Source organism: Arthrobacter sp. M2012083 (assembly GCF_000281065.1).
Taxonomy (GTDB): domain Bacteria; phylum Actinomycetota; class Actinomycetes; order Actinomycetales; family Micrococcaceae; genus Arthrobacter.
Window position 1 is genome coordinate 33,562 of the sequence record NZ_AKKK01000062.1, and the last position, 19,351, is coordinate 52,912.

The 19,351-nt window shown below is 61.6% G+C and carries 16 protein-coding genes and 2 tRNA genes; 5 read left to right on the top strand and 13 right to left on the bottom strand.

Translation table 11 applies throughout. The features are described from left to right. Positions 1–43: 43 nt before the first annotated feature. A complete protein-coding gene (locus A477_RS0119695) occupies positions 44–712 on the top strand; it encodes a vitamin K epoxide reductase family protein (RefSeq protein WP_017200582.1) in 669 nt (222 codons plus the stop codon). Positions 713–790: 78 nt separating this feature from the next. Here the strand turns inward: A477_RS0119695 and ndk are convergent, their stop codons facing one another. Genes ndk through ileS form a run of 4 tightly spaced genes read right to left on the bottom strand, consistent with a single transcriptional unit; the run spans position 791 to position 6,358 of the window. Continuing rightward, entirely contained in the window at positions 791–1,210 is a 420-nt protein-coding gene (ndk, locus tag A477_RS0119700) for a nucleoside-diphosphate kinase (RefSeq protein WP_017200583.1), read from the bottom strand. A gap of 41 nt (positions 1,211–1,251) precedes the next feature. Further along, the gene (locus A477_RS0119705) at positions 1,252–1,704 is read right to left on the bottom strand and encodes a DUF4233 domain-containing protein (protein WP_017200584.1); all 453 of its coding nucleotides are present in this window, start codon (positions 1,702–1,704) and stop codon (positions 1,252–1,254) included. Position 1,705: 1 nt separating this feature from the next. Beyond that, on the bottom strand, positions 1,706–3,067 hold the full coding sequence (locus tag A477_RS0119710) for a bifunctional folylpolyglutamate synthase/dihydrofolate synthase (protein WP_017200585.1): 1,362 nt from the start codon (positions 3,065–3,067) through the stop codon (positions 1,706–1,708). 3 nt (positions 3,068–3,070) lie between these two features. Next, complete coding sequence (gene ileS, locus A477_RS0119715; RefSeq protein ID WP_017200586.1) at positions 3,071–6,358, bottom strand: isoleucine--tRNA ligase; 3,288 nt, start codon at positions 6,356–6,358, stop codon at positions 3,071–3,073. Between the two features lie 330 nt (positions 6,359–6,688). Between ileS and A477_RS0119720 the strand changes: the two genes are divergently transcribed. Beyond that, on the top strand, positions 6,689–7,741 hold the full coding sequence (locus tag A477_RS0119720; protein ID WP_017200587.1) for an endonuclease/exonuclease/phosphatase family protein: 1,053 nt from the start codon (positions 6,689–6,691) through the stop codon (positions 7,739–7,741). Between the two features lie 5 nt (positions 7,742–7,746). Here the strand turns inward: A477_RS0119720 and A477_RS0119725 are convergent, their stop codons facing one another. Next, positions 7,747–8,538 (bottom strand): SDR family oxidoreductase, encoded by a 792-nt coding sequence (locus tag A477_RS0119725; protein WP_017200588.1) that lies wholly within the window; start codon positions 8,536–8,538, stop codon positions 7,747–7,749. Positions 8,539–8,610: 72 nt separating this feature from the next. On the opposite strand from A477_RS0119725, the gene valS reads away from it, so the two are divergent. Then, on the top strand, positions 8,611–11,232 hold the full coding sequence (gene valS, locus A477_RS0119730; RefSeq protein WP_017200589.1) for a valine--tRNA ligase: 2,622 nt from the start codon (positions 8,611–8,613) through the stop codon (positions 11,230–11,232). Between the two features lie 339 nt (positions 11,233–11,571). Then, on the top strand, positions 11,572–12,447 hold the full coding sequence (locus A477_RS0119735; protein ID WP_026005787.1) for an Fpg/Nei family DNA glycosylase: 876 nt from the start codon (positions 11,572–11,574) through the stop codon (positions 12,445–12,447). 10 nt (positions 12,448–12,457) lie between these two features. Here the strand turns inward: A477_RS0119735 and A477_RS0119740 are convergent, their stop codons facing one another. The 6 genes from A477_RS0119740 to A477_RS0119765 all read right to left on the bottom strand — a co-directional run bounded on the left by A477_RS0119740 (position 12,458) and on the right by A477_RS0119765 (position 17,699). Continuing rightward, entirely contained in the window at positions 12,458–13,102 is a 645-nt protein-coding gene (locus A477_RS0119740; protein WP_017200591.1) for a mycothiol-dependent nitroreductase Rv2466c family protein, read from the bottom strand. 79 nt (positions 13,103–13,181) lie between these two features. Continuing rightward, positions 13,182–14,471 (bottom strand): ATP-dependent Clp protease ATP-binding subunit ClpX, encoded by a 1,290-nt coding sequence (gene clpX, locus A477_RS0119745; protein WP_026005788.1) that lies wholly within the window; start codon positions 14,469–14,471, stop codon positions 13,182–13,184. Positions 14,472–14,653: 182 nt separating this feature from the next. Further along, complete coding sequence (locus A477_RS0119750) at positions 14,654–15,313, bottom strand: ATP-dependent Clp protease proteolytic subunit (protein ID WP_011775058.1); 660 nt, start codon at positions 15,311–15,313, stop codon at positions 14,654–14,656. A gap of 39 nt (positions 15,314–15,352) precedes the next feature. After that, entirely contained in the window at positions 15,353–15,964 is a 612-nt protein-coding gene (locus A477_RS0119755) for an ATP-dependent Clp protease proteolytic subunit (RefSeq protein WP_017200592.1), read from the bottom strand. 208 nt (positions 15,965–16,172) lie between these two features. After that, the gene (gene tig / locus A477_RS0119760; protein ID WP_017200593.1) at positions 16,173–17,555 is read right to left on the bottom strand and encodes a trigger factor; all 1,383 of its coding nucleotides are present in this window, start codon (positions 17,553–17,555) and stop codon (positions 16,173–16,175) included. A gap of 69 nt (positions 17,556–17,624) precedes the next feature. Further along, a tRNA-Pro gene (locus tag A477_RS0119765) sits at positions 17,625–17,699 on the bottom strand. A gap of 127 nt (positions 17,700–17,826) precedes the next feature. On the opposite strand from A477_RS0119765, the gene A477_RS0119770 reads away from it, so the two are divergent. Continuing rightward, positions 17,827–17,900: transfer RNA gene (locus A477_RS0119770), tRNA-Gly, on the top strand. 54 nt (positions 17,901–17,954) lie between these two features. On the opposite strand, the gene A477_RS0119775 is transcribed toward A477_RS0119770, so the two are convergent. Continuing rightward, entirely contained in the window at positions 17,955–18,842 is an 888-nt protein-coding gene (locus A477_RS0119775) for an Fpg/Nei family DNA glycosylase (RefSeq protein ID WP_017200594.1), read from the bottom strand. Beyond that, positions 18,842–19,324, bottom strand: coding sequence for a ribose-5-phosphate isomerase (locus A477_RS0119780; protein WP_017200595.1), 483 nt, complete (start codon positions 19,322–19,324; stop codon positions 18,842–18,844). Before A477_RS0119780 ends, A477_RS0119775 begins: the two co-directional genes overlap by 1 nt. Positions 19,325–19,351: the final 27 nt, after the last annotated feature.

Here is a 19,351-nt window from a genome sequence, read left to right on the forward strand (position 1 = left end):
TCCCGGCCCGCCGGGCTATTTGTCGAAAAGGATCACATCCGCGATGCCAAGCACCGCCAGGGAAAACCTGGCCAACAAAGCCACAAGCCATGTGGAGGACATTTCCACCCAGCAGGATTCCCTCCCCAATACGGTCCGTGACAAGCCTTTCGCATGGCTGTTGTTGATCACCGGCGTCGTTGGCTGGTTGGCGTCCGGAATCCTGGTGCTGGAGAAACTTGAGGTGCTCAAGGATCCCAACCACGTGACAGTGTGCGATGTGAATCCGTTTGTCTCCTGCGGCGAAGTGATGCAGACACCGCAAAGCTCGGTGTTCGGATTTCCCAATATGTTCATCGGCATCGTTGCTTTCGCTGTCATCATCACCACGGCAATGGGCATCCTCGCCGGAGCCAGGTATTCACGGGGTTACTGGCTGGGCCTGCAAACCGGTGTGACCCTTGGTTTCGCGTTCGTTGTGTGGCTGTGGTCGCAGGCCCTCTACGTCATTCACGTGCTGTGCCCGTTCTGCATGGTGGTGTGGGCCGCCATGATCCCCTTGTTTGTCTGGGTAACCATCCGCAACGTCACCAGCGGGGTCATCAAGGCGCCGCCGGCCTTGGTCAAGTTTTTGTCCGGATCGGGATGGATCATCGTTGCCCTGCTGTACATCGCCGTGATCGCCACGATCTTCTTCTCCTTCATCCACCTCTTCGTGGCATCCACGGCGTAGGTCCACTCGCCGGGATAACAGTTAAGGCCAATGTTCACGAAGAACATTGGCCTTAACTGTTATCCCGGCGGGGGTTGATTAGCCCTCGAACCAGATCTTGATCTCGCGCTCTGCGGATTCGACCGAGTCTGAGCCGTGAACGAGGTTCTGCTGGACTGCCAGTCCCCAGTCGCGGCCGAAGTCGCCGCGGATGGTGCCCGGCGCCGCCGTCGTCGGATCCGTGGTTCCGGCCAGCGAGCGGAAGCCTTCGATGACGCGGTGGCCTTCGAAGACCGCAGCGATGACCGGTCCGCTGAGCATGAACTCAACCAGCGGTTCGTAGAACGGCTTGCCCACGTGTTCCTCGTAGTGCTGCTCCAGCAGTTCGCGGGTCGCGTTGACCTTCTTCAACTCCGCCAAGGTGTAGCCCTTGGCTTCGATCCGGGCGAGGATGCTTCCACCCAGGTTGCGGGCGACGCCGTCGGGCTTGACCAGGACAAGTGTCCGTTCAATGCTCACAGTTGCTCCAATGTGGTTGTTCGGTGGTTTTCCCAGCCAGTTTACGGGGTTTGCGGGTCAGCCTGGTCACCGTGGGTTGCATCCCATTCCGCCTGTTCGCGGTCGCGTTGGGCCACCTCGCGGTCAATCCGTATACCGGCCCTGATCCCGTACCACCAGCAAATGGCAAACAGGATTCCGACAATGAACATGGTGGGCTCGGCGAAGCCCGTCAGGATCAGCACAAGCTGCAGTCCCCAGCCAATCCCGATGCCCCAGGGCTTGGACAGTACGGCGCACGCCAACACCAGCACCACCGCCAGTGCGATGCCCACCCCAAGAATGATGCCGGGATCAACTTCCCCACGCCTCAGGCCGAAGACTGCCAGCGTGCCGAAGAACGCGACGAAGGCTTCAAGCAGGAGCACGGTGGAAGCGAACATCACCTTGGTGGATCGCCGCTTCTTTGGCATGCCGGGCCGCCATTCGCGCTGCGCCTTGGTCATTTTCGCCATGCTAGGCACTCGCCTTTCCGAGCAGGATCCGCGCCTCGGCCACCACGGTGATGGAACCCGTTACCAGGACGCCGCCTGCCAGGTCATCGTTGGATTCGGCGCGCTCCACAGCCCATTCCAGGGCGTCGTCCAACTTCTCCGCGATGTGGACGTTGTCCTCGCCGAAGCCGAGGTCGACGGCGAGTTCGGCAAGTTCCGCTGCCGGAACGGCACGCGCCGAGTTGGATTGGGTGAAGCAGAATTCCTCGGCCAGGCCTCCCAGCGATTCCTTGAGGGTCTTGAGGATCTCCTCAGCGTCCTTCTCCCGCAGGACGCCCACCACAACCACCAGCTTGCTGAAGCTGAAGGCTTCCTGGATGGCCTCTGAGGAGACCCGGATGCCGTCTGGGTTGTGTGCAGCATCAACCACAACCGTGGGCGCAGTGCGCACAACTTCGAGCCGGCCGGGCGAAGTCACGTTGCCAAAGGCTTCTTTGAGCACCTCGGCATCGAGCTCTTTCTCTCCCCCACCGAAGAACGCTTCCAAAGCCGCGACAGCTAAGGCGGCGTTTTCGGCTTGGTGGGCACCATGAAGTGGCAACAGAAGGTCCTCGTAGCGGCCGGCGAGGCCCTGAATGGTCAGAACCTGGCCGCCCACAGCGACGCTGCGGGACTCGACACCGAATTCGACGCCCTCAAAACGGAACGGCACGTCAACTTCACGGGCTTTCTCCAACAGGACCTGCGCAGCGTCAACGGGTTGAGCTGCACTGACCAGGAAGCCGCCCGGTTTGATGATGCCTGATTTCTCGTAGGCGATGTCCTCGGTGGTGTCGCCTAGAAGATCCGTGTGGTCCAGCGAAATCGGTGTGATGACTGAGACCTGGCCATCGCCAACGTTGGTGGCATCGGTGATGCCTCCCAAGCCGACTTCCATGACGGCAACATCAACAGGCTGATCGGCGAACACCGCGAAGCCAAGAATAGTCAGGCACTCGAAGTAGGTCAGCCGCGGTTGGTCGTCGGCGACGAGCTCGCTGTCCACGATCTCCAGGTAGGGGCGGATTTCGTCCCAGATACGCACGAACGTCGCATCCGGTACAGGCTCTCCGTCAATGCTGATGCGCTCAGTCACCTTGGACAGGTGCGGGCTGGTGTAACGGCCCGTGCTCAGCCCGTGGGCACGCAGTCCGGCCTCGATCATGCGTGCCGTGGACGTTTTGCCGTTGGTGCCGGTGATGTGGATGATCGGGAAAGCCTTGTTCGGCTCCCCCAGGACATCCATGGCACGGAACAACGGAGCCAGGCGAGGTTCCATTTTATTCTCCGGGGCACGGCCCAGGAGTTCGGCATAGACGCTTTCAACCGAGAATTCGTCAGTCATGGATCAGGCCCCTGCCTTTGCAACGGTGACCTGCGGTTCGTCGACACTGGCCAACAGAACCTCCAGTTCCAACGTTAGAGTTTCGGTCTTGACGAGTTCGGAGTTGGCTTCCAGCGCGTCAACCACATCCTGTGCGGCCTCCACGGAAGTGCGGATGCGGTCGCTCACGTTCAGTCCGGCGTCCTTGCGAGCCTGCTGGATGGCGCGGACCATATCGCGGGCCAGTCCCTCGGCTGCAAGTTCCGGAGTGACATCGGTGTTGAGGACCACGAAACCGCCGCCCGGCAGCACAGCTACTGCCGAGCTACCGCCGTCGGCCGTTTCGGCCACGACAGTTTCAAGCGTGTACTCCTGGGGCTCGAGCTCCAAGCCACCAGCTACCACCACACCGGCGTCGTTGACAGACCAATCGCCGGACTTGGATCCCTTGATGGCCTGCTGCACGTTCTTGCCAAGGCGCGGACCCGCGGCCCGGGCGTTGACCACGAGCTTCTGCTCAATGCCGAACTCCTCGGGCGAAGCAGTTGCAGCGTCCAGGAGCCGGACGGAACGCAGGTTCAGTTCATCGGCGACGACGGCGGCAAAGCCTTCCAGCGCATCTGCACCAGGGGCCACCACGGTCAGCTCCTGCAACGGCAAGCGGACGCGCAGGTTCGCTGCCTTCCGCAGGCTTGAGCCGGTGGAGCAGATCTGCTGGACGCGGTCCATTGCTTCAACCAAGTGCGGGTTGGACGGGAACAGCGAAGCGTCAGGCCAGTCAGCCAGGTGGACAGAGCGGCCACCGGTCAGCCCACGCCAGATCTCTTCCGTCACCAGCGGCAGCAAGGACGCAGAGACACGGCACACCGCTTCGAGCGCTGTGTAAAGCGCGTCAAAGGCGTCAACGTTCTCGTCGAAGAAGCGCTGGCGGCTGCGGCGCACGTACCAGTTGGTGAGCATATCCAGGTAGCTGCGCAGTTCATCGCAGGCGCCGGAGATGTCATAGCTGTCCAGGCTTGCGGTGACATTGCGGACCAGGTCCCCGGTGTTGGCAAGGAGGTACTGGTCGAGGGTGTCCGCATAGCCGTCGTAGCGCAGCGTCGCCTCGTAGCCTGAACCGCCATTGGCGGCGTTGGTGTAGAGCGTGAAGAAGCTGTAAACGTTCCACAGCGGCAGGATGACCTGGCGTACGCCGTCGCGGATACCCTGCTCGGTGACCACAAGGTTGCCGCCGCGCAGGATGGGGCTGGACATGAGGAACCAGCGCATGGCGTCGGAACCGTCGCGGTCCAGGACCTCGGACACGTCAGGGTAGTTGCGCAGGCTCTTGGACATCTTCTGGCCGTCAGAACCAAGCACGATGCCGTGACTGATCACGTTTCGGAACGCCGGACGGTCGAACAGTGCGGTGGACAGGATGTGCAGCATGTAGAACCAGCCGCGGGTCTGTCCGATGTACTCCACGATGAAGTCCGCCGGGTTGTGGGTGTCGAACCACTCCTCGTTCTGGAACGGGTAGTGCACCTGGCCGTACGGCATGGAACCGGAGTCGAACCAAACGTCCAGGACGTCTTCGACGCGGCGCATGGTGGACTTGCCCGTGGGATCGTCCGGGTTGGGACGCGTCAGTTCATCGATGAACGGCCGGTGCAGGTCAACTTGGCCCTCGTTGTTCATTGGAAGACGGCCGAAGTCGGCTTCGAGATCGGCCAAGGAACCGTAGACGTCGGTGCGCGGGTATTCGGGGTCGTCAGACTGCCACACGGGGATGGGCGAGCCCCAATACCGGTTGCGGCTGATGGACCAGTCGCGGGCGTTGTCCAGCCACTTGCCGAACTGGCCGTCCTTGACGTTGCCCGGGATCCAGTTGATCTCCTGGTTCAGCTCGGACATGCGGTCCTTGAACTTGGTGACTTCCACATACCAGGACGACACTGCACGATAGATCAGCGGGTTCCGGCAGCGCCAGCAGTGCGGGTAGCTGTGCTCGTAGCTGGCTTGGCGGACCAATCGTCCGTCGGCGCGGAGCACCTGGGTGATGGGCTTGTTGGCGTCGAAGACCTGGAGGCCAACGATCGAGGCCAGCTCGCCGTGCGCGAACAGCGGCAGGAACTTGGCGCCTTCATCGACGGACAGGACCACGGGGATGCCGGCGTCTTCACAGACCTTCTGGTCATCCTCACCGTAGGCCGGAGCCTGGTGGACGATGCCCGTACCGTCGGTGGTGGTGACGTAGTCGGCCACGAGGAAACGCCATGCGTTCTGCGTGCCGTACTTCTCAGCATCGGCAAAGTCGTTCCAGAGCGGTTCGTATTCAAGACCGGCCAACTCGGTGCCGGAGTGAGTGGACACGACAGCGGCAGCCGCGCCAGCAGCGTCGTCGTACCCCAGATCCTTGGCGTACGACCCCACAAGGTCAGCTGCCAGCAGGAAACTGCCCGTCACCGGCGCTTCAGATGAAGCGGCCTTGACGCCGCCGGGGCCGGCGGGCAGGACTGCATAAGAGATGTCAGGTCCGACGGCGAGCGCCAGGTTGGTAGGCAACGTCCAGGGCGTGGTGGTCCAGGCGAGTGCCTGAACACCGGCGAGTGCCTTGGAGAGCTCGGAATCCCCTGCCTTGACGGGGAACGTCACTGTGACCGTTTGGTCCTGGCGGTTCTTGTAGACGTCGTCGTCCATGCGGAGTTCGTGGTTGGACAGCGGTGTCTCGTCCTTCCAGCAGTATGGGAGGACGCGGTAGCCGTTGTAGGTGAGGCCCTTCTCGTGCAGCTGCTTGAAGGCCCAGAGCACCGACTCCATGTACTCGACGTTGAGCGTCTTGTAGTCGTTCTCGAAGTCCACCCAGCGTGCCTGGCGGGTGACGTAGGCCTTCCACTCGTTGGCGTACTTCATGACCGAGGCGCGGCAGGCGTCATTGAATTTGTCGATGCCCATGGCTTCGATTTGGGTTTTGTCCGTCATGCCCAGTTGCTTCATGGCTTCGAGCTCTGCCGGGAGGCCGTGGGTGTCCCAGCCGAAGCGTCGCTCCACGCGCTTGCCACGCTGGGTCTGGTAGCGGCCTACAAGGTCCTTGGCGTAGCCGGTCAGGAGGTGGCCGTAGTGCGGGAGACCGTTGGCGAAGGGAGGGCCATCGTAGAAGACGAACTCGTTGCTGCCGTCCTTGCCCGCATCACGTTGGTCGATGCTGGCTTGGAAGGTGCCGTCTTCGTCCCAGTATTTGAGGATGCGCTCTTCGATTTCCGGGAACTTCACGGAGGCGGACACGCCGTGCGTGCCGGACGAAGACGCTGAGGCCTTGGGGTAGTGGGTCATCTCATATCCTGTGATAGCTGGTTGACTGTCAGGATGCGAGGACGGCGTCTGTGCTGCCTGTCGGCTGCCCAGTTACCGCGGTACCACCTCACTTACCGAAACGCGATGTTCCGGCCTCTCATTACTGCTGTGACGGGCTTACCCGTCCGGTTCTACTGGGCGCTTGCCACCTCTGCAGGTGGTCAGTGCTGTTCTTCCGGAAGCTCACCGGTGATGGCCGGGTCAAAGCTGGTCTTCCAAGTCTAGCGGCAGCGGAGGGCCCCGATCTACTTGTGAGTTCATCCTGTGGATGGAGTCCGGTTCGCTGGGCGGGTGCATAGACTCAAGCCCATGACACACTCCGGGATCGCCGTGATGGAAACCCGCCGGGCACCGCAGCGTGCTTCGTTGGCGTGGTCGGTGGTGGCGTTGCTTGCTGCGCTGCCCGTGGCGGGGGTATCGATGTTCCGAGCGATCCCCGTGGAGTGGCCCTTGATCGTGGTGCAGCTGTTGTCCTTCACCCCCTGGATGGTGGTGCCGGCGGTGCTTGCCCTGGTGCTTGCCTTGATTGGGCGGCGGCGTTGGGTCATCATCACGACGGCGGCCCTGCTGGGGGCCCAGTTGTTCTGGCTGTTCCCGTTGGACGCCGGAAAGCCGGAGCCATTACCTGCCGGTACTCCCACGGTCCCTTTGAGGGTGATGAGCCTTAACTCCGAATTCGGCGAGGCGGACGCCGCCACCATCGTGGAGCTGGTCCGGGACAACGGGATTCAGCTGCTGACCATCCAGGAACATACGCAAGGACTGGAGGATCGCTTAACGTCGGCGGGCATGGAGGATGTACTGCCGAACCGGGTCAGCGAACCAAATGACGACGCGTCCGGCGGTGCCGTGTATTCGGTGTTCCCGCTCGAGCCCGACGGGCTCCTGCCTGATACGCCATTCCGGATTGACGTCACCCGGGTACTTGTCTCAAACCCGGAGTCCGGCTCCAGGGCCTCCTTGAACCTCAGCAACGTGCACGCCCTCCCACCGGTGGATGAGCGGATCGACCAATGGCGGAGCGACCTTGGCAAGATCGCCCGCCAAGCATCGGAATCCGGGAATCACCTGCTGATGGGCGACTACAACGCCACGTACGATCACTCCGAGTTCCGGGATTTGCTGGACATCGGACTCGGCGGCACCTCGTCAGGCGGCACGAAGCTTGTGGATGTGGGCACGGCCTCTAGCGGCGGACGGTTCTCCCCCACGTGGCCTATGGAAGGACCCCCGCTTCCGGGCATCGTGATCGACCATATGGTCACCTCGCCCGGCATCGGCAGCAGCGACTACGCGGTCCTTCGGGTGCCTGGTTCGGATCATGCAGCCATCACGGCCCGGCTGATCATTCCGGCTGGTTGAGCGTCTTAGCCTTCTTTGCGGATCAGTTTGTGGTTCGCCGCTTGGGCCACCGGGCGGATAACAATCTGGTCGAGGTTGATGTGGTGCGGTAGCGAGACTGAGTAGGCCACCACGCCCGCCACATCGTCGGCGGTCAGGGGCTTCTCCACACCGGCATAAACCTTGGCGGCTGCGTCTTTGTCACCGAGGCGGTTCAGGGCGAATTCCTCGGTCTGCACCAGTCCCGGAGCCACCTCGATGACCCGGATGTTGTTGCCCACCTCTTCCAGGCGCAGGGCATTGGTCATTGCATGCTGGGCAAATTTGGCGGCGTTGTATCCCGCGCCGCCTTCATAAGCGGACAACCCTGCCGTGGACGTCAGGTTGAGGACGGTTCCCTCGCCGTTGTCCCGCAGCATGGGCAGGAAGGCCCGGGTAATTTTCATGGTGCCCAGGACGTTCACCTGGTACATCCAATCCCAGTCTTCAGTGTCAGCGTTCGCGATGGTGTCCGCGCCGCGTGCCCCACCGGCGATGTTGATGAGCGTGTCGGCACCCCCGGCTTTGGTGACGGCCGCGAGCAGGGCCGAAACGTCGTCGTCGTCCGTGATGTCAGCCGGGAACGGCACGGCGCCGGTTTCGGCTCCCAAGGCGTCCAGCCTGTCCGCCCGGCGGGCTACCGCGAAGACCTTCCATCCGGCGGCAACCAGCGCCTTCACCGTGGCCTCGCCGATGCCGGTACTCGCACCGGTTACGACTGCCGTCCTGTTGTTCTCTGCATTCTGTCCGGAAGGCGTGTTGTGCGCTGCCAAAGTCATGGCACTACCTTATCGGGGTGCAGGCTCCCGCCGAGGGCGGGCGGTAACGCCAGGCCATGAAACAATTGATCCATGGCTGAATCAACGCAGGGTACAGACACGCCCGCCACCGCCCCCATCAACGTCCCCGACAAGCCGGCCCTTGAAGGCCTTGAGGCTGCCTTGACGCAGCGCTGGCTGGAGGAAGGGACCTACAAGTTCAATCCGGACACAACCCGGGAGCAGGTCTACTCGATCGACACTCCCCCACCCACGGCATCCGGCTCGCTCCACGTGGGCCACATGTTCTCCTTCACCCAGACTGACGTCCAGGCCCGCTATATGCGCATGACCGGCAAGAACGTCTTCTACCCCATGGGATGGGACGACAACGGCCTGCCCACCGAGCGCCGCGTCCAGAACTACTACGGTGTGCGTTGCGACCCCGCCATCCCCTACAAGGCCGACTACACACCCCCGGCCCAGCCTGCCAAGAACCAGCGCGATTTCGACGTCGTTTCGCGCCAGAACTTCATCGAGCTCTGTGAAGAACTCGCCGTCGAGGACGAGAAAGTCTTCGAGAACTTGTTCCAGACCCTTGGCTTGTCGGTGGACTGGGACCTCACCTACCGCACCATTGACGACACTTCGCGTGCGGTGTCCCAGCGCGCCTTCCTCGCGAACCTCTCGGCCGGGGACGCGTACATGGCCGAAGCACCCACCCTCTGGGATGTGACGTTCCGCACCGCTGTGGCCCAAGCTGAGCTTGAAGACCGCGAGGTTGCCGGCGCCTACTACCGCTACCCCTTCTTCACGGAAGACGGCGAAAAGATCTTCATCGAGACCACCCGCCCGGAACTTCTTGCCGCCTGCGCGGCCCTGGTGGCAAACCCCGACGACGAGAGGTACCAGCCGCTCTTCGGCAAGACGGTGACATCGCCCCTGTTCGACGTGGAGCTCGAGGTCAAAGCACACCCGCTCGCCAAAGCTGACAAGGGCTCCGGCATCGCCATGGTGTGTACCTTCGGTGACCTGACCGACGTCACCTGGTGGCGCGAACTGCAGTTGCCCACCCGCGCCATCATGGGCCGCGACGGCCGCATTATTGCCGAGACCCCTGAATGGATCACCACCGACGCCGGCAAGGAAGCTTACGCTGCGATCGCCGGAAAGACCGCTTTCTCCGCCAAGGAAGCCGTGGTTGAACTGCTCAAGGCAGCCGAGCTCCTGGACGGCGAACCCAAAAAGATCACCCACCCGGTGAACTTCTTTGAGAAGGGCGACAAGCCTCTCGAGGTCGTTACTTCCCGTCAGTGGTATATCCGCAACGGTGGCCGCGATGAGGAACGCCGCGAGCGCCTGATCGGCCGTGGGCAGGAAATCACCTTCCACCCGGCCTTCATGCGTTCCCGTTACGAGAACTGGATCGCGGGCCTCAACGGTGACTGGCTCGTATCCCGCCAGCGCTTCTTCGGCGTGCCGATCCCTGTCTGGTACCCGCTGGATGCCCAGGGCAACCCGGACTACGACAACCCCATCCTGCCGTCGGACGAGATGCTCCCCGTGGACCCTGCCGCGGACGCTGCTCCCGGCTTCGAGGAATCGCAGCGCGATCAAGCCAACGGCTTCACAGGCGACGCCGATGTGCTGGACACCTGGGCAACGTCATCGCTGACCCCGCACATCGTGGGCGGGTGGAGCCGGGACGAGGAACTCTTCTCCAAGGTCTACCCCTTCGACCTCCGTCCGCAGGGACACGACATCATCCGGACCTGGCTGTTCTCCTCTGTCGTTCGGGCCGATGCCCTGCAGAAGAACGCCCCGTGGAAGCACGCGGCTATCTCGGGCTGGATCCTGGACCCGGACCGGAAGAAGATGTCCAAGTCCAAGGGCAATGTTGTTGTGCCCACGGACGTGCTGAACGAGTACGGTTCGGATGCCGTCCGCTATTGGGCAGCTTCGGCCAAGCTCGGCGCCGACACCGCTTACGAGATCGCCCAGATGAAGATCGGCCGCCGCCTGGCCATCAAGCTGCTGAACGCTTCGAAGTTTGTGCTGAACCTCGGCGCCACCGAGAACTCAGTGGTGACAGCCGATCTTTCGGTCCTGTCCAACCCGTTGGACCGTGCGCTGTTGGCGCAGCTGTCCGACGTCGTTGCCCAGTCCACCAAGGCGTTTGAGAACTACGACTACGCCCGCGCACTCCAGATCACTGAGTCGTTCTTCTGGCAGTTCACGGACGACTATGTGGAGCTCATCAAGGATCGTGCCTACGGTGCCGCCGGCGAAACCGAGCAGGCATCCGTCCTGGCCGCCCTGGCAACAACGCTGGACTCGCTCCTGCGCCTGTTTGCACCGTTCCTGCCCTTCGCAACCGAAGAGGTTTGGGGCTGGTGGCGCACAGGATCAGTTCACCGTGCGCAGTGGCCTGCAGCCTTGGAAATCACCGATGGCGACACCACGATGCTTGGCACCGTGGGCATAGCGCTCAGTGGTATCCGGAAGGCCAAGTCTGAGGCGAAGGTGAAGCAGCGGACCGAGGTGCTGTCCGCATCCATTACCGCGTCTGAGGTACTGGTCGCCCAACTGAAGGCCGGCCTTGGCGACCTGAAGGCAGCCGCAAACGCGCAGGAGATTACTCTCCAGTCCGGTGAAGGCGAACTTACGGTCAGCGATGTTGTCCTGGCACCCGCCGAGGAACAGCCCGCGTCCTAGGAAATAGCCAGCCGCCCGTTTTTGGGCAAAGGGGAAGCCCCATCAGCGTTTTGCCGTTGGTGGGGCTTCGACTTTTCGGCTGTCTGGTGATGTCTTGACAGTCTGGCGGAATCCTTGGAATTTCAGGTCTTCCTACCTCATCACTGGTAGGTTGCTTCCAACTTTGCCAAAGGCTGCGTCGGTTGCAATCACTGAATCTTTGGTTTCCGTGTCCCTCTTCTTTCGAAGTGGGTAAGAACTATTGTTGTCCCGCCGGGGGCGATGCACAAGGGGTTCGAAAGAACTACAAAGCTGTAGTTCTCCTGCGGGCAGATGCCTACCTGTGGCAGAGTATTGACCATGCCGGAACTCCCCGAAGTGCACGGCCTGTGCATGTATTTGGACACCCAACTCCATGGAGCCGTGCTGACCGAGGTCCGCATCAACTCCATCTCTGCACTCAAGACGGCAGATCCTCCCTACACGGCTCTTGAGGGCCGGACCATTCTCGGCGCAAAGCGGATTGGGAAGTTCGTGTGCCTCGACGCTGACGGCCTTTTCTTCGTCTTCCACTTAGCGAAGGCCGGTTGGGTGAGGTACACCGAACACCCGTCCTCAGCCGGGCTGCGCATGGGCAAAAGCAACATCTCAGCCCGTCTCTTACTCCACCGGCCTGCCGACGACGCGCACATTGGCGTGGACCTGACCGAAGCTGGAACGAAAAAGAGCCTCGCCATCTATGTGGTGAAAGATCCACAGGACGTTCCGGGAATAGCAACCCTTGGACCCGAACCCCTCAGCCCCGATTTTGACCTCGAAGCGCTGGCTGCAATCGTCGGCTCGAGTTCGCAACAGATCAAAGGCCTGCTGCGAAGCCAAAGCGTGATCGCTGGAATTGGCAATGCCTACAGCGACGAGATCCTCCATGCCGCCAGGATTTCCCCCTTCGCCACCGCCAAGTCCTTGGACCAGGCAACGGTGGCCAGGCTTTATGAGGCCATGCAGGAGATCCTGGTAGGCGCCGTCAACGCAGCAGCCGGCAAACCGTCCAGCGAACTCAAAGACACTAAGCGCAGCAATTTCCGGGTGCACGCCAGGACCGGCCAGCCCTGCCCGGTGTGTGGGGATACTGTCCGTGAGGTGTCCTTCGCGGACACCTCACTTCAGTATTGCCCTACATGCCAGACCAACGGGAAGATCCTCGCCGACCGAAGGACCTCAAGGTTCCTGAAGTAGAAGCTAACCGCTAGTTGAATTCAGGGCTTTCAGTTCGGCTGCGCTTCAGCTCGAAGAAGTGGGGGTAAGCAGCCAAAGTCACCGTGGCGTCCCAGAGCTTTCCTGCTTCTTCACCCCGGGGAATCCGGGTAAGGACAGGACCGAAGAACGCCGTGCCGTTAACGGCTACCACGGGAGTTCCAACATCCTGGCCCACCTGCGAAATACCGGCTTCGTGGCTGGCGCGCAGCTGGGCATCGTATTCATCTGAGCCTGCAAAGCGTGCCAGGTCAGCGGGCAGCCCGGTCTCGGCGAGGGCCTTCTGGATCACCGCAGCGCGGTCCTTGTTGCCCTCGTGGTGGATCTGCTCCCCCATGGCGTCATACAAGGGCTTGACGTAGCTGCTGCCGTGGAGCTCCTGGGCGGCAATGATGACCCGAACGGGACCCCAGCTGTCGTCCATCATGGCCCGGTAATTTTCGGGGAGGTCGCGGCCCTCATTGAGTACTGAAAGGCTCATGACGTGCCATTCGGTCTCGATGCCGCGCACCTGCTCCACCTCACCGATCCAGCGGGACGTGATCCACGCGAAGGGGCATACGGGGTCGAACCAGAAGTCAGCCTTGTTGACGTTCTCTTCGGACGCAAGCTGTTCTGGCGCAGTCTGTTCGGGCACAGGGAACTCCTCTGAAGGGTGTGAAAGTGGCATGACCAAGGTCCCAGTGGAACCATGTCTTGTTTAGGCCAACAGGAGGCTAAGCCGACTTATTCCGGCGCTTGGCCACGACGTCGTGGGCGATCATGGTGGGCTGCGCCTTCTTGGCCACGACGTCCGCGGTGATCACCACAGTTGCGATGTCGTCCCGGCTGGGGAGATCGAACATCACGGGCAGCAGCACATCTTCCATGATGGCCCGCAGGCCACGCGCACCAGTGCCACGTTCAAGTGCCTGGTCCGCGATGGCGTCCAAGGCGTCATCGTCGAACTGCAGCTCTACGCCGTCCAACTGGAACATCTTCTGGTACTGCTTCACCAGGGCGTTTTTTGGGGTGGAGAGGATCTGGATCAGCGCCGGCCGATCGAGGCTGGATACTGTGGTGATGACAGGGAGTCGGCCGATGAATTCCGGAATGAGGCCGAACTTGAGCAAATCCTCCGGCATGACTTCGCCGTAAGTATCTACGTTGTCCCGGGCCTCGTTAAGTGGCGCACCGAATCCGATGCCCTTGCGTCCGGACCGCGACCCGATGATGTCTTCCAGGCCGGCGAACGCACCGGCGACAATGAAGAGAACGTTGGTGGTGTCAATCTGGATGAATTCCTGGTGCGGGTGTTTGCGGCCACCTTGGGGTGGAACGGAGGCGACTGTACCCTCCAGGATCTTCAAGAGTGCTTGCTGTACACCTTCGCCCGAGACATCGCGGGTGATCGACGGGTTCTCACTCTTGCGGGAGATCTTGTCGATCTCATCGATGTAGATGATGCCTTGCTCGGCCTTCTTGACGTCGTAGTCAGCAGCCTGAATCAGCTTGAGCAGGATGTTCTCGACGTCCTCGCCAACATAGCCGGCTTCCGTCAACGCAGTGGCGTCAGCTACGGCAAACGGCACATTCAGGCGACGAGCCAGGGTCTGGGCCAGGTACGTCTTGCCGCAACCCGTAGGGCCGATCAGGAGGATGTTGGACTTGGCGATCTCGACATCCTCGTGGTGCGAGCCCTCACCGAGGCTGCCCGCCTTAGGCGCATGGCCGGCCTGAATGCGCTTGTAGTGGTTGTATACCGCTACCGCCAGGGAACGTTTGGCGGGTTCCTGACCGATGACGTATTCCTGCAGGAAGTCGAAGATCTCACGAGGCTTTGGCAGCTCGAAACTACCGAGATCGGAAACTTCAGCGAGTTCTTCTTCGATGATCTCGTTGCAAAGCTCGATGCATTCATCGCAGATGTAGACACCGGGCCCGGCAATCAGCTTCCGTACCTGCTTCTGGCTCTTTCCGCAGAAAGAACACTTCAGCAGATCCGTGCTCTCGCCAATCCGAGCCATGTGGGAATCCCTTCGTTGCATGCGGGTGATGCGGCTCCGCGCCGTACTCAAGTGTGCGGCCACGCCGCGGGTGGCACCACCGTGACAACATCCACTCTAGGTCACAATGGGCTGCTTGGGTGGAAACAGAACGCCGGTGCGGTCCATATTTCGTGAACCGCACCGGCGTCGAAATCCGTGCTTTACCGGGCGATTGCCTGGGGCTTGATCTTGCGGGAGTCCAGAACCTGGTCGATGAGACCGTAGCTCAGGGCGTCCGCGGCAGTGAGGATCTTGTCTCGCTCGATGTCGTTGTTGACCTGCTCGGACGTACGGCCTGAGTGGTGCGCCAGCGTGTCCTCCAGCCATGTGCGCATGCGCATGACTTCGGCCGCCTGGATCTCGAGGTCCGAGGCCTGTCCGCCTTGACCACCGGAAAGAGCGGGCTGGTGAATCAGGACGCGGGCGTTCGGGAGGGCCAGGCGCTTCCCGGGCGTACCAGCAGCAAGCAGGACAGCAGCCGCACTGGCTGCCTGTCCCAGGCATACGGTCTGGATCTCCGGACGGATGTACTGCATGGTGTCGTAAATCGCCGTCATGGCAGTGAACGAGCCACCCGGCGAATTGATGTACAGGGTGATGTCGCGGTCCGGATCAGTCGACTCAAGGACCAGCAGCTGGGCCATGATGTCGTCAGCGGATGCGTCGTCAACCTGGACACCCAGGAAGATGATGCGGTCCTCGAACAGCTTGGTGTACGGGTCCTGGCGCTTGAAGCCGTAAGGCGTGCGCTCCTCGAACTGGGGCAGGACGTAACGGCTGGACGGGAGATTACCGGCAGACCATCCGAAGTTGTAGTTCATGTTCTTTACTCCTGGGGTTTCAGTGGTTCTTTGTGCCGGTTAGTTTTCGGAGTTCGACTGGTTGGCCGTTCCGCCGCCACCGGCAACAGAACCGGCGTGCGCCGAGATCTTGTCGAAGAAGCCGTACTCCAGGGCCTCAGCGGCCGTAAACCACTTGTCGCGGTCGTTGTCCTTGAGGATGGTTTCCACGGACTGCCCGGTCTGCTCGGCCGTGAGTTCGGCCATGACCTTCTTCATGTGCAGGATCAGTTCGGCCTGAATCTTGATGTCAGACGCCGTTCCGCCGATACCGCCGGAGGGCTGGTGCATCAGGATGCGTGCGTTGGGCGTCGCGTAGCGCTTGCCCTTGGTGCCGGAGGAAAGAAGGAACTGGCCCATTGACGCTGCCAGGCCGGTTGCCACAGTTACGACGTCGTTCGGGATGAACTGCATGGTGTCGTAGATGGCCATGCCGGCCGTCACGGAACCACCCGGGGAGTTGATGTACAGGTAGATGTCCTTCTCCGGGTCTTCGGCCGAGAGGAGCAGGAGCTGCGAGCAGATGGCGTTGGCATTCTCGTCACGGACTTCAGAGCCGAGCCAGATGATGCGCTCTTTCAGCAGGCGGTTGTAGATGTAGTTGTCCTGGGCTGCGGGATCGACAGTTGCCATCCGGGGAGCCTCTGATTGCTGTGACATAAGTACTTACCTCTCGCTGGTGCCAGTGACCTCACTGAACTTCACTACTTGGACACTAACCGTTTTCGCGGGTGATTTGTTCGCCGAAATCGCACTGTTCGCTGACGGCGCACGTGTCCGTTCAGGGCTTAAAGCAAACCGGCCCCGGATCAAGAGATCCGGGGCCGGTTGAAGTCGTTGACTAGAACTTCACTGCTGCGGGGTCGTCGCTTGCGACAACGTCGGCTTCTTCGCTTGCTTCAACTGATGCAGCCTCGTCGCCTGCTGCTTCGCCGGCGGGGCGGACGAAGTCGGTGAGGTCAACCTTGTTGCCCTCGGAGTCGACTACCTCAGCCTGACCCAGCACGACGGCCAGGGCCTTGCGGCGGCGAACCTCGGAAACCATCATGGGAACCTGGCCGCTCTGATCAATGATCTGGGCGAACTGGTTGGGATCCATGCCGTACTGGCTTGCGGTGGTGACGATGTAGTCGATCAGCTCGTTCTGGCTGACGTCTACCTCTTCCTTGTCCGCAATGGCGTCGAGGATGATTTCGTTCTGGAAGGCACGCTCGGTGTTGGCCTTGACCTCGGCGCGGTGCTCCTCGGTGTCGTGGTCACCTTCGCCGTGTGCGTTCTCCGGGTTGAAGTGAGCTTCGATCTGCTCCTCGACGACGGAATCCGGAACGGGAACCTCAACGAGCTCAACGAGCTTGTCCAGGACCTTGTCGCGCGCCTCAACGCCCTGCTCGACCACCTTGGAGTCCGCAGCCTGCTTGGCGAGGTCTTCACGGAGTTCAGCGAGGGTGTCAAACTCGGAGGCGAGCTGGGCGAAATCGTCATTTGCCTCGGGGAGTTCGCGCTCCTTGACAGCCTTGACAACAACCTTCACCTGCGCGGACTCGCCGGCGTGGTCGCCGCCAACCAGCGTGGTCTCGAAGATTGCTTCTTCGTCGGCGGAGAGGCCGGTCACGGCTTCGTCGAGGCCTTCGAGCATGGTGCCGGCACCAACCTGGTAAGAAAGGCCGGAAGCGGAATCGATGTCTTCGCCGTCAATCGTGGCGGTGATATCGATGGTCAGGAAGTCGTCGTTCTTGGCAGGTCGCTCAACGGACTTCAGCGTACCGAAGCGGCCACGCAATTCGTCCAGCGCCTTGTCAACGTCTGCTTCGGAAGACTCAGCAGCAGCAACCTCAACCTTGATGCCGGAGTAGTCCGGCAGCTCGATCTCGGGGCGGACGTCGATCTCCACCTGGAACTTGAGTTCGCCATCGGTTGCGGACGGGTCCGGAACCTCGGTGATTTCAACTTCGGGACGGCTCAGGGGGCGAACACCCGTTTCCTGAACTGCAGCCTGGTACCAGCCGTTGAGGCCATCGTTGATGGCAGTCTCCAGAACGTAGCCACGGCCAACGCGCTGGTCGATCAGCTTGGAGGGAACTTTGCCCTTGCGGAATCCGGGAACCTGGATCTGCGAAGCAACGGTCTTGTACGCGGCATCGATGCTCGGCTTCAGTTCCTCAAAGGGAACCTCAACGTTGAGCTTGACCCGCGTTGCGGTGAGGTTCTCGACAGCGCTCTTCACAGTCTAAGTACTCCTGATTTTGTGGGTATGGGGTTCTGTCGTGCCCCTGAAGCGGACACAAACACAGAGTCGGGGTGACAGGATTTGAACCTGCGACTTCCTGCTCCCAAAGCAGGCGCTCTAGCCAAGCTGAGCTACACCCCGAATGCACAGGACAGTCTACGGGCAAGCGAGCCCAGATTGCACATTTGACACTGCCGCCGGAATTAGGTTTAGTAGTACCCGGCTTCAACAGCCACCAGGAAGATGTCCTGAACAAGGATATCCGCCTGGGGACGTAGCTTAATGGTAAAGCCTCAGTCTTCCAAACTGATTACGCGGGTTCGATTCCCGTCGTCCCCTCCATGCAGAAGGGCCCCGATCCACGGATCAGGGCCCTTTTCTCATGTAAAGGAATTTCTACACCTGGCAGCCGGGACACCAATAGAGCTTGCGTGCACCGATTTCCGTCATCCCCACCGGCGTCCCGCACGCCCGGCAGGGCAGGCCGTCCCGTTTGTAGACGAAGTGGGCATCGGCGTCGGGCGCAACAACACCGGCGCCGGTCCACAGCGTGGAAGGCGTCGTAACAATCCGTCCGTCACGGACGCCGTCGGACATGGTGACCACGGTGTCGTCCCATAGACGGCCAGCCGTCTCCGCATCAATGTTGCTACCCGGCGTCCAGGGGTCGACTGCTTGCCGGAACAACACCTCGGCCCTGTAGATGTTGCCGACCCCGGCCAAGACAGACTGGTCCATCAAGAGCAGGGCCACCGCCGTCTTACGGCGGCGAAGGCGGCGGACGAACTCCTCACGGTCTCCTTGCCGATTGTGCAGCGGGTCCGGGCCCAGGCGAGCCAACACGGCCGCTGCCTCAGCTGCCGTGATTGCGGCGCAGGTGGTGGCGCCACGGAGGTCCGCCCAGCCGTGCCCGGACACCAGCCGGACACGCACTGCGCCCACGGGAGGAGGCGGGCCGGCGTAGTCGCCGTCGTCGGACGAGGGGCCCGCCTCCCGTTCGCCGATACGACGCGGAGCTCCGATGCTGGAGGCACCCGAGAAGGAACTATCGCCGCCAAAGCTCCAGGCCCCATAGAGGCCCAGATGGACGTGCAGGAAGAGCTCGTGGTCAAACCTGAGGAAGAGCTGTTTTCCATGGGCGGTAGCTTCGACCATGGTGTGCCCGGTGAGTAGCGCCGCGCCGGCGGCGAACCTCCCTTGCGGGCTGGAAACATCCAAACGCCGGCCGCCAAAAACATCCTGGAACTGGCGGGCCAGCCTATGGACCGAATGCCCCTCAGGCACTACTCGACGATCTCGCCGGTGGTTTCGTACACCGCAATTTTTCCGATCCGGCGAACGTGGCGTTCGTCGTTGCTGAATGGTTCCTGCAGGAAGGCTTCGATGAGCTCAGTGGCCTCTTCAACGGTGTGCTGGCGTCCGCCAACAGCCACGACGTTGGCATCGTTGTGTTCGCGGGCCAACTTCGCGGTGGAGAGGTTCCAGGCCAGGGCAGCTCGGACGCCTTTGACCTTGTTGGCAGCAATTTGCTCCCCATTGCCCGAGCCGCCCAGCACGATGCCGAGAGCGTGCACACCGGCTTTCTGGTCTGCCACCACAGCGACGCCGGCGTTGATGCAGAAGGAGGGGTAGTCATCCAGGGCGTCATACTCCCTGGGCCCGTGATCCACCACTTCGTAGCCTTTGGCCGTGAGGTGGCTGACCAAGTGGGCACTGAGTTCCATGCCGGCGTGGTCCGTAGCGATGTGGACGCGGGGTGTAGTCACAGGAAGTCCATTCTTTCTGGCGCGCGG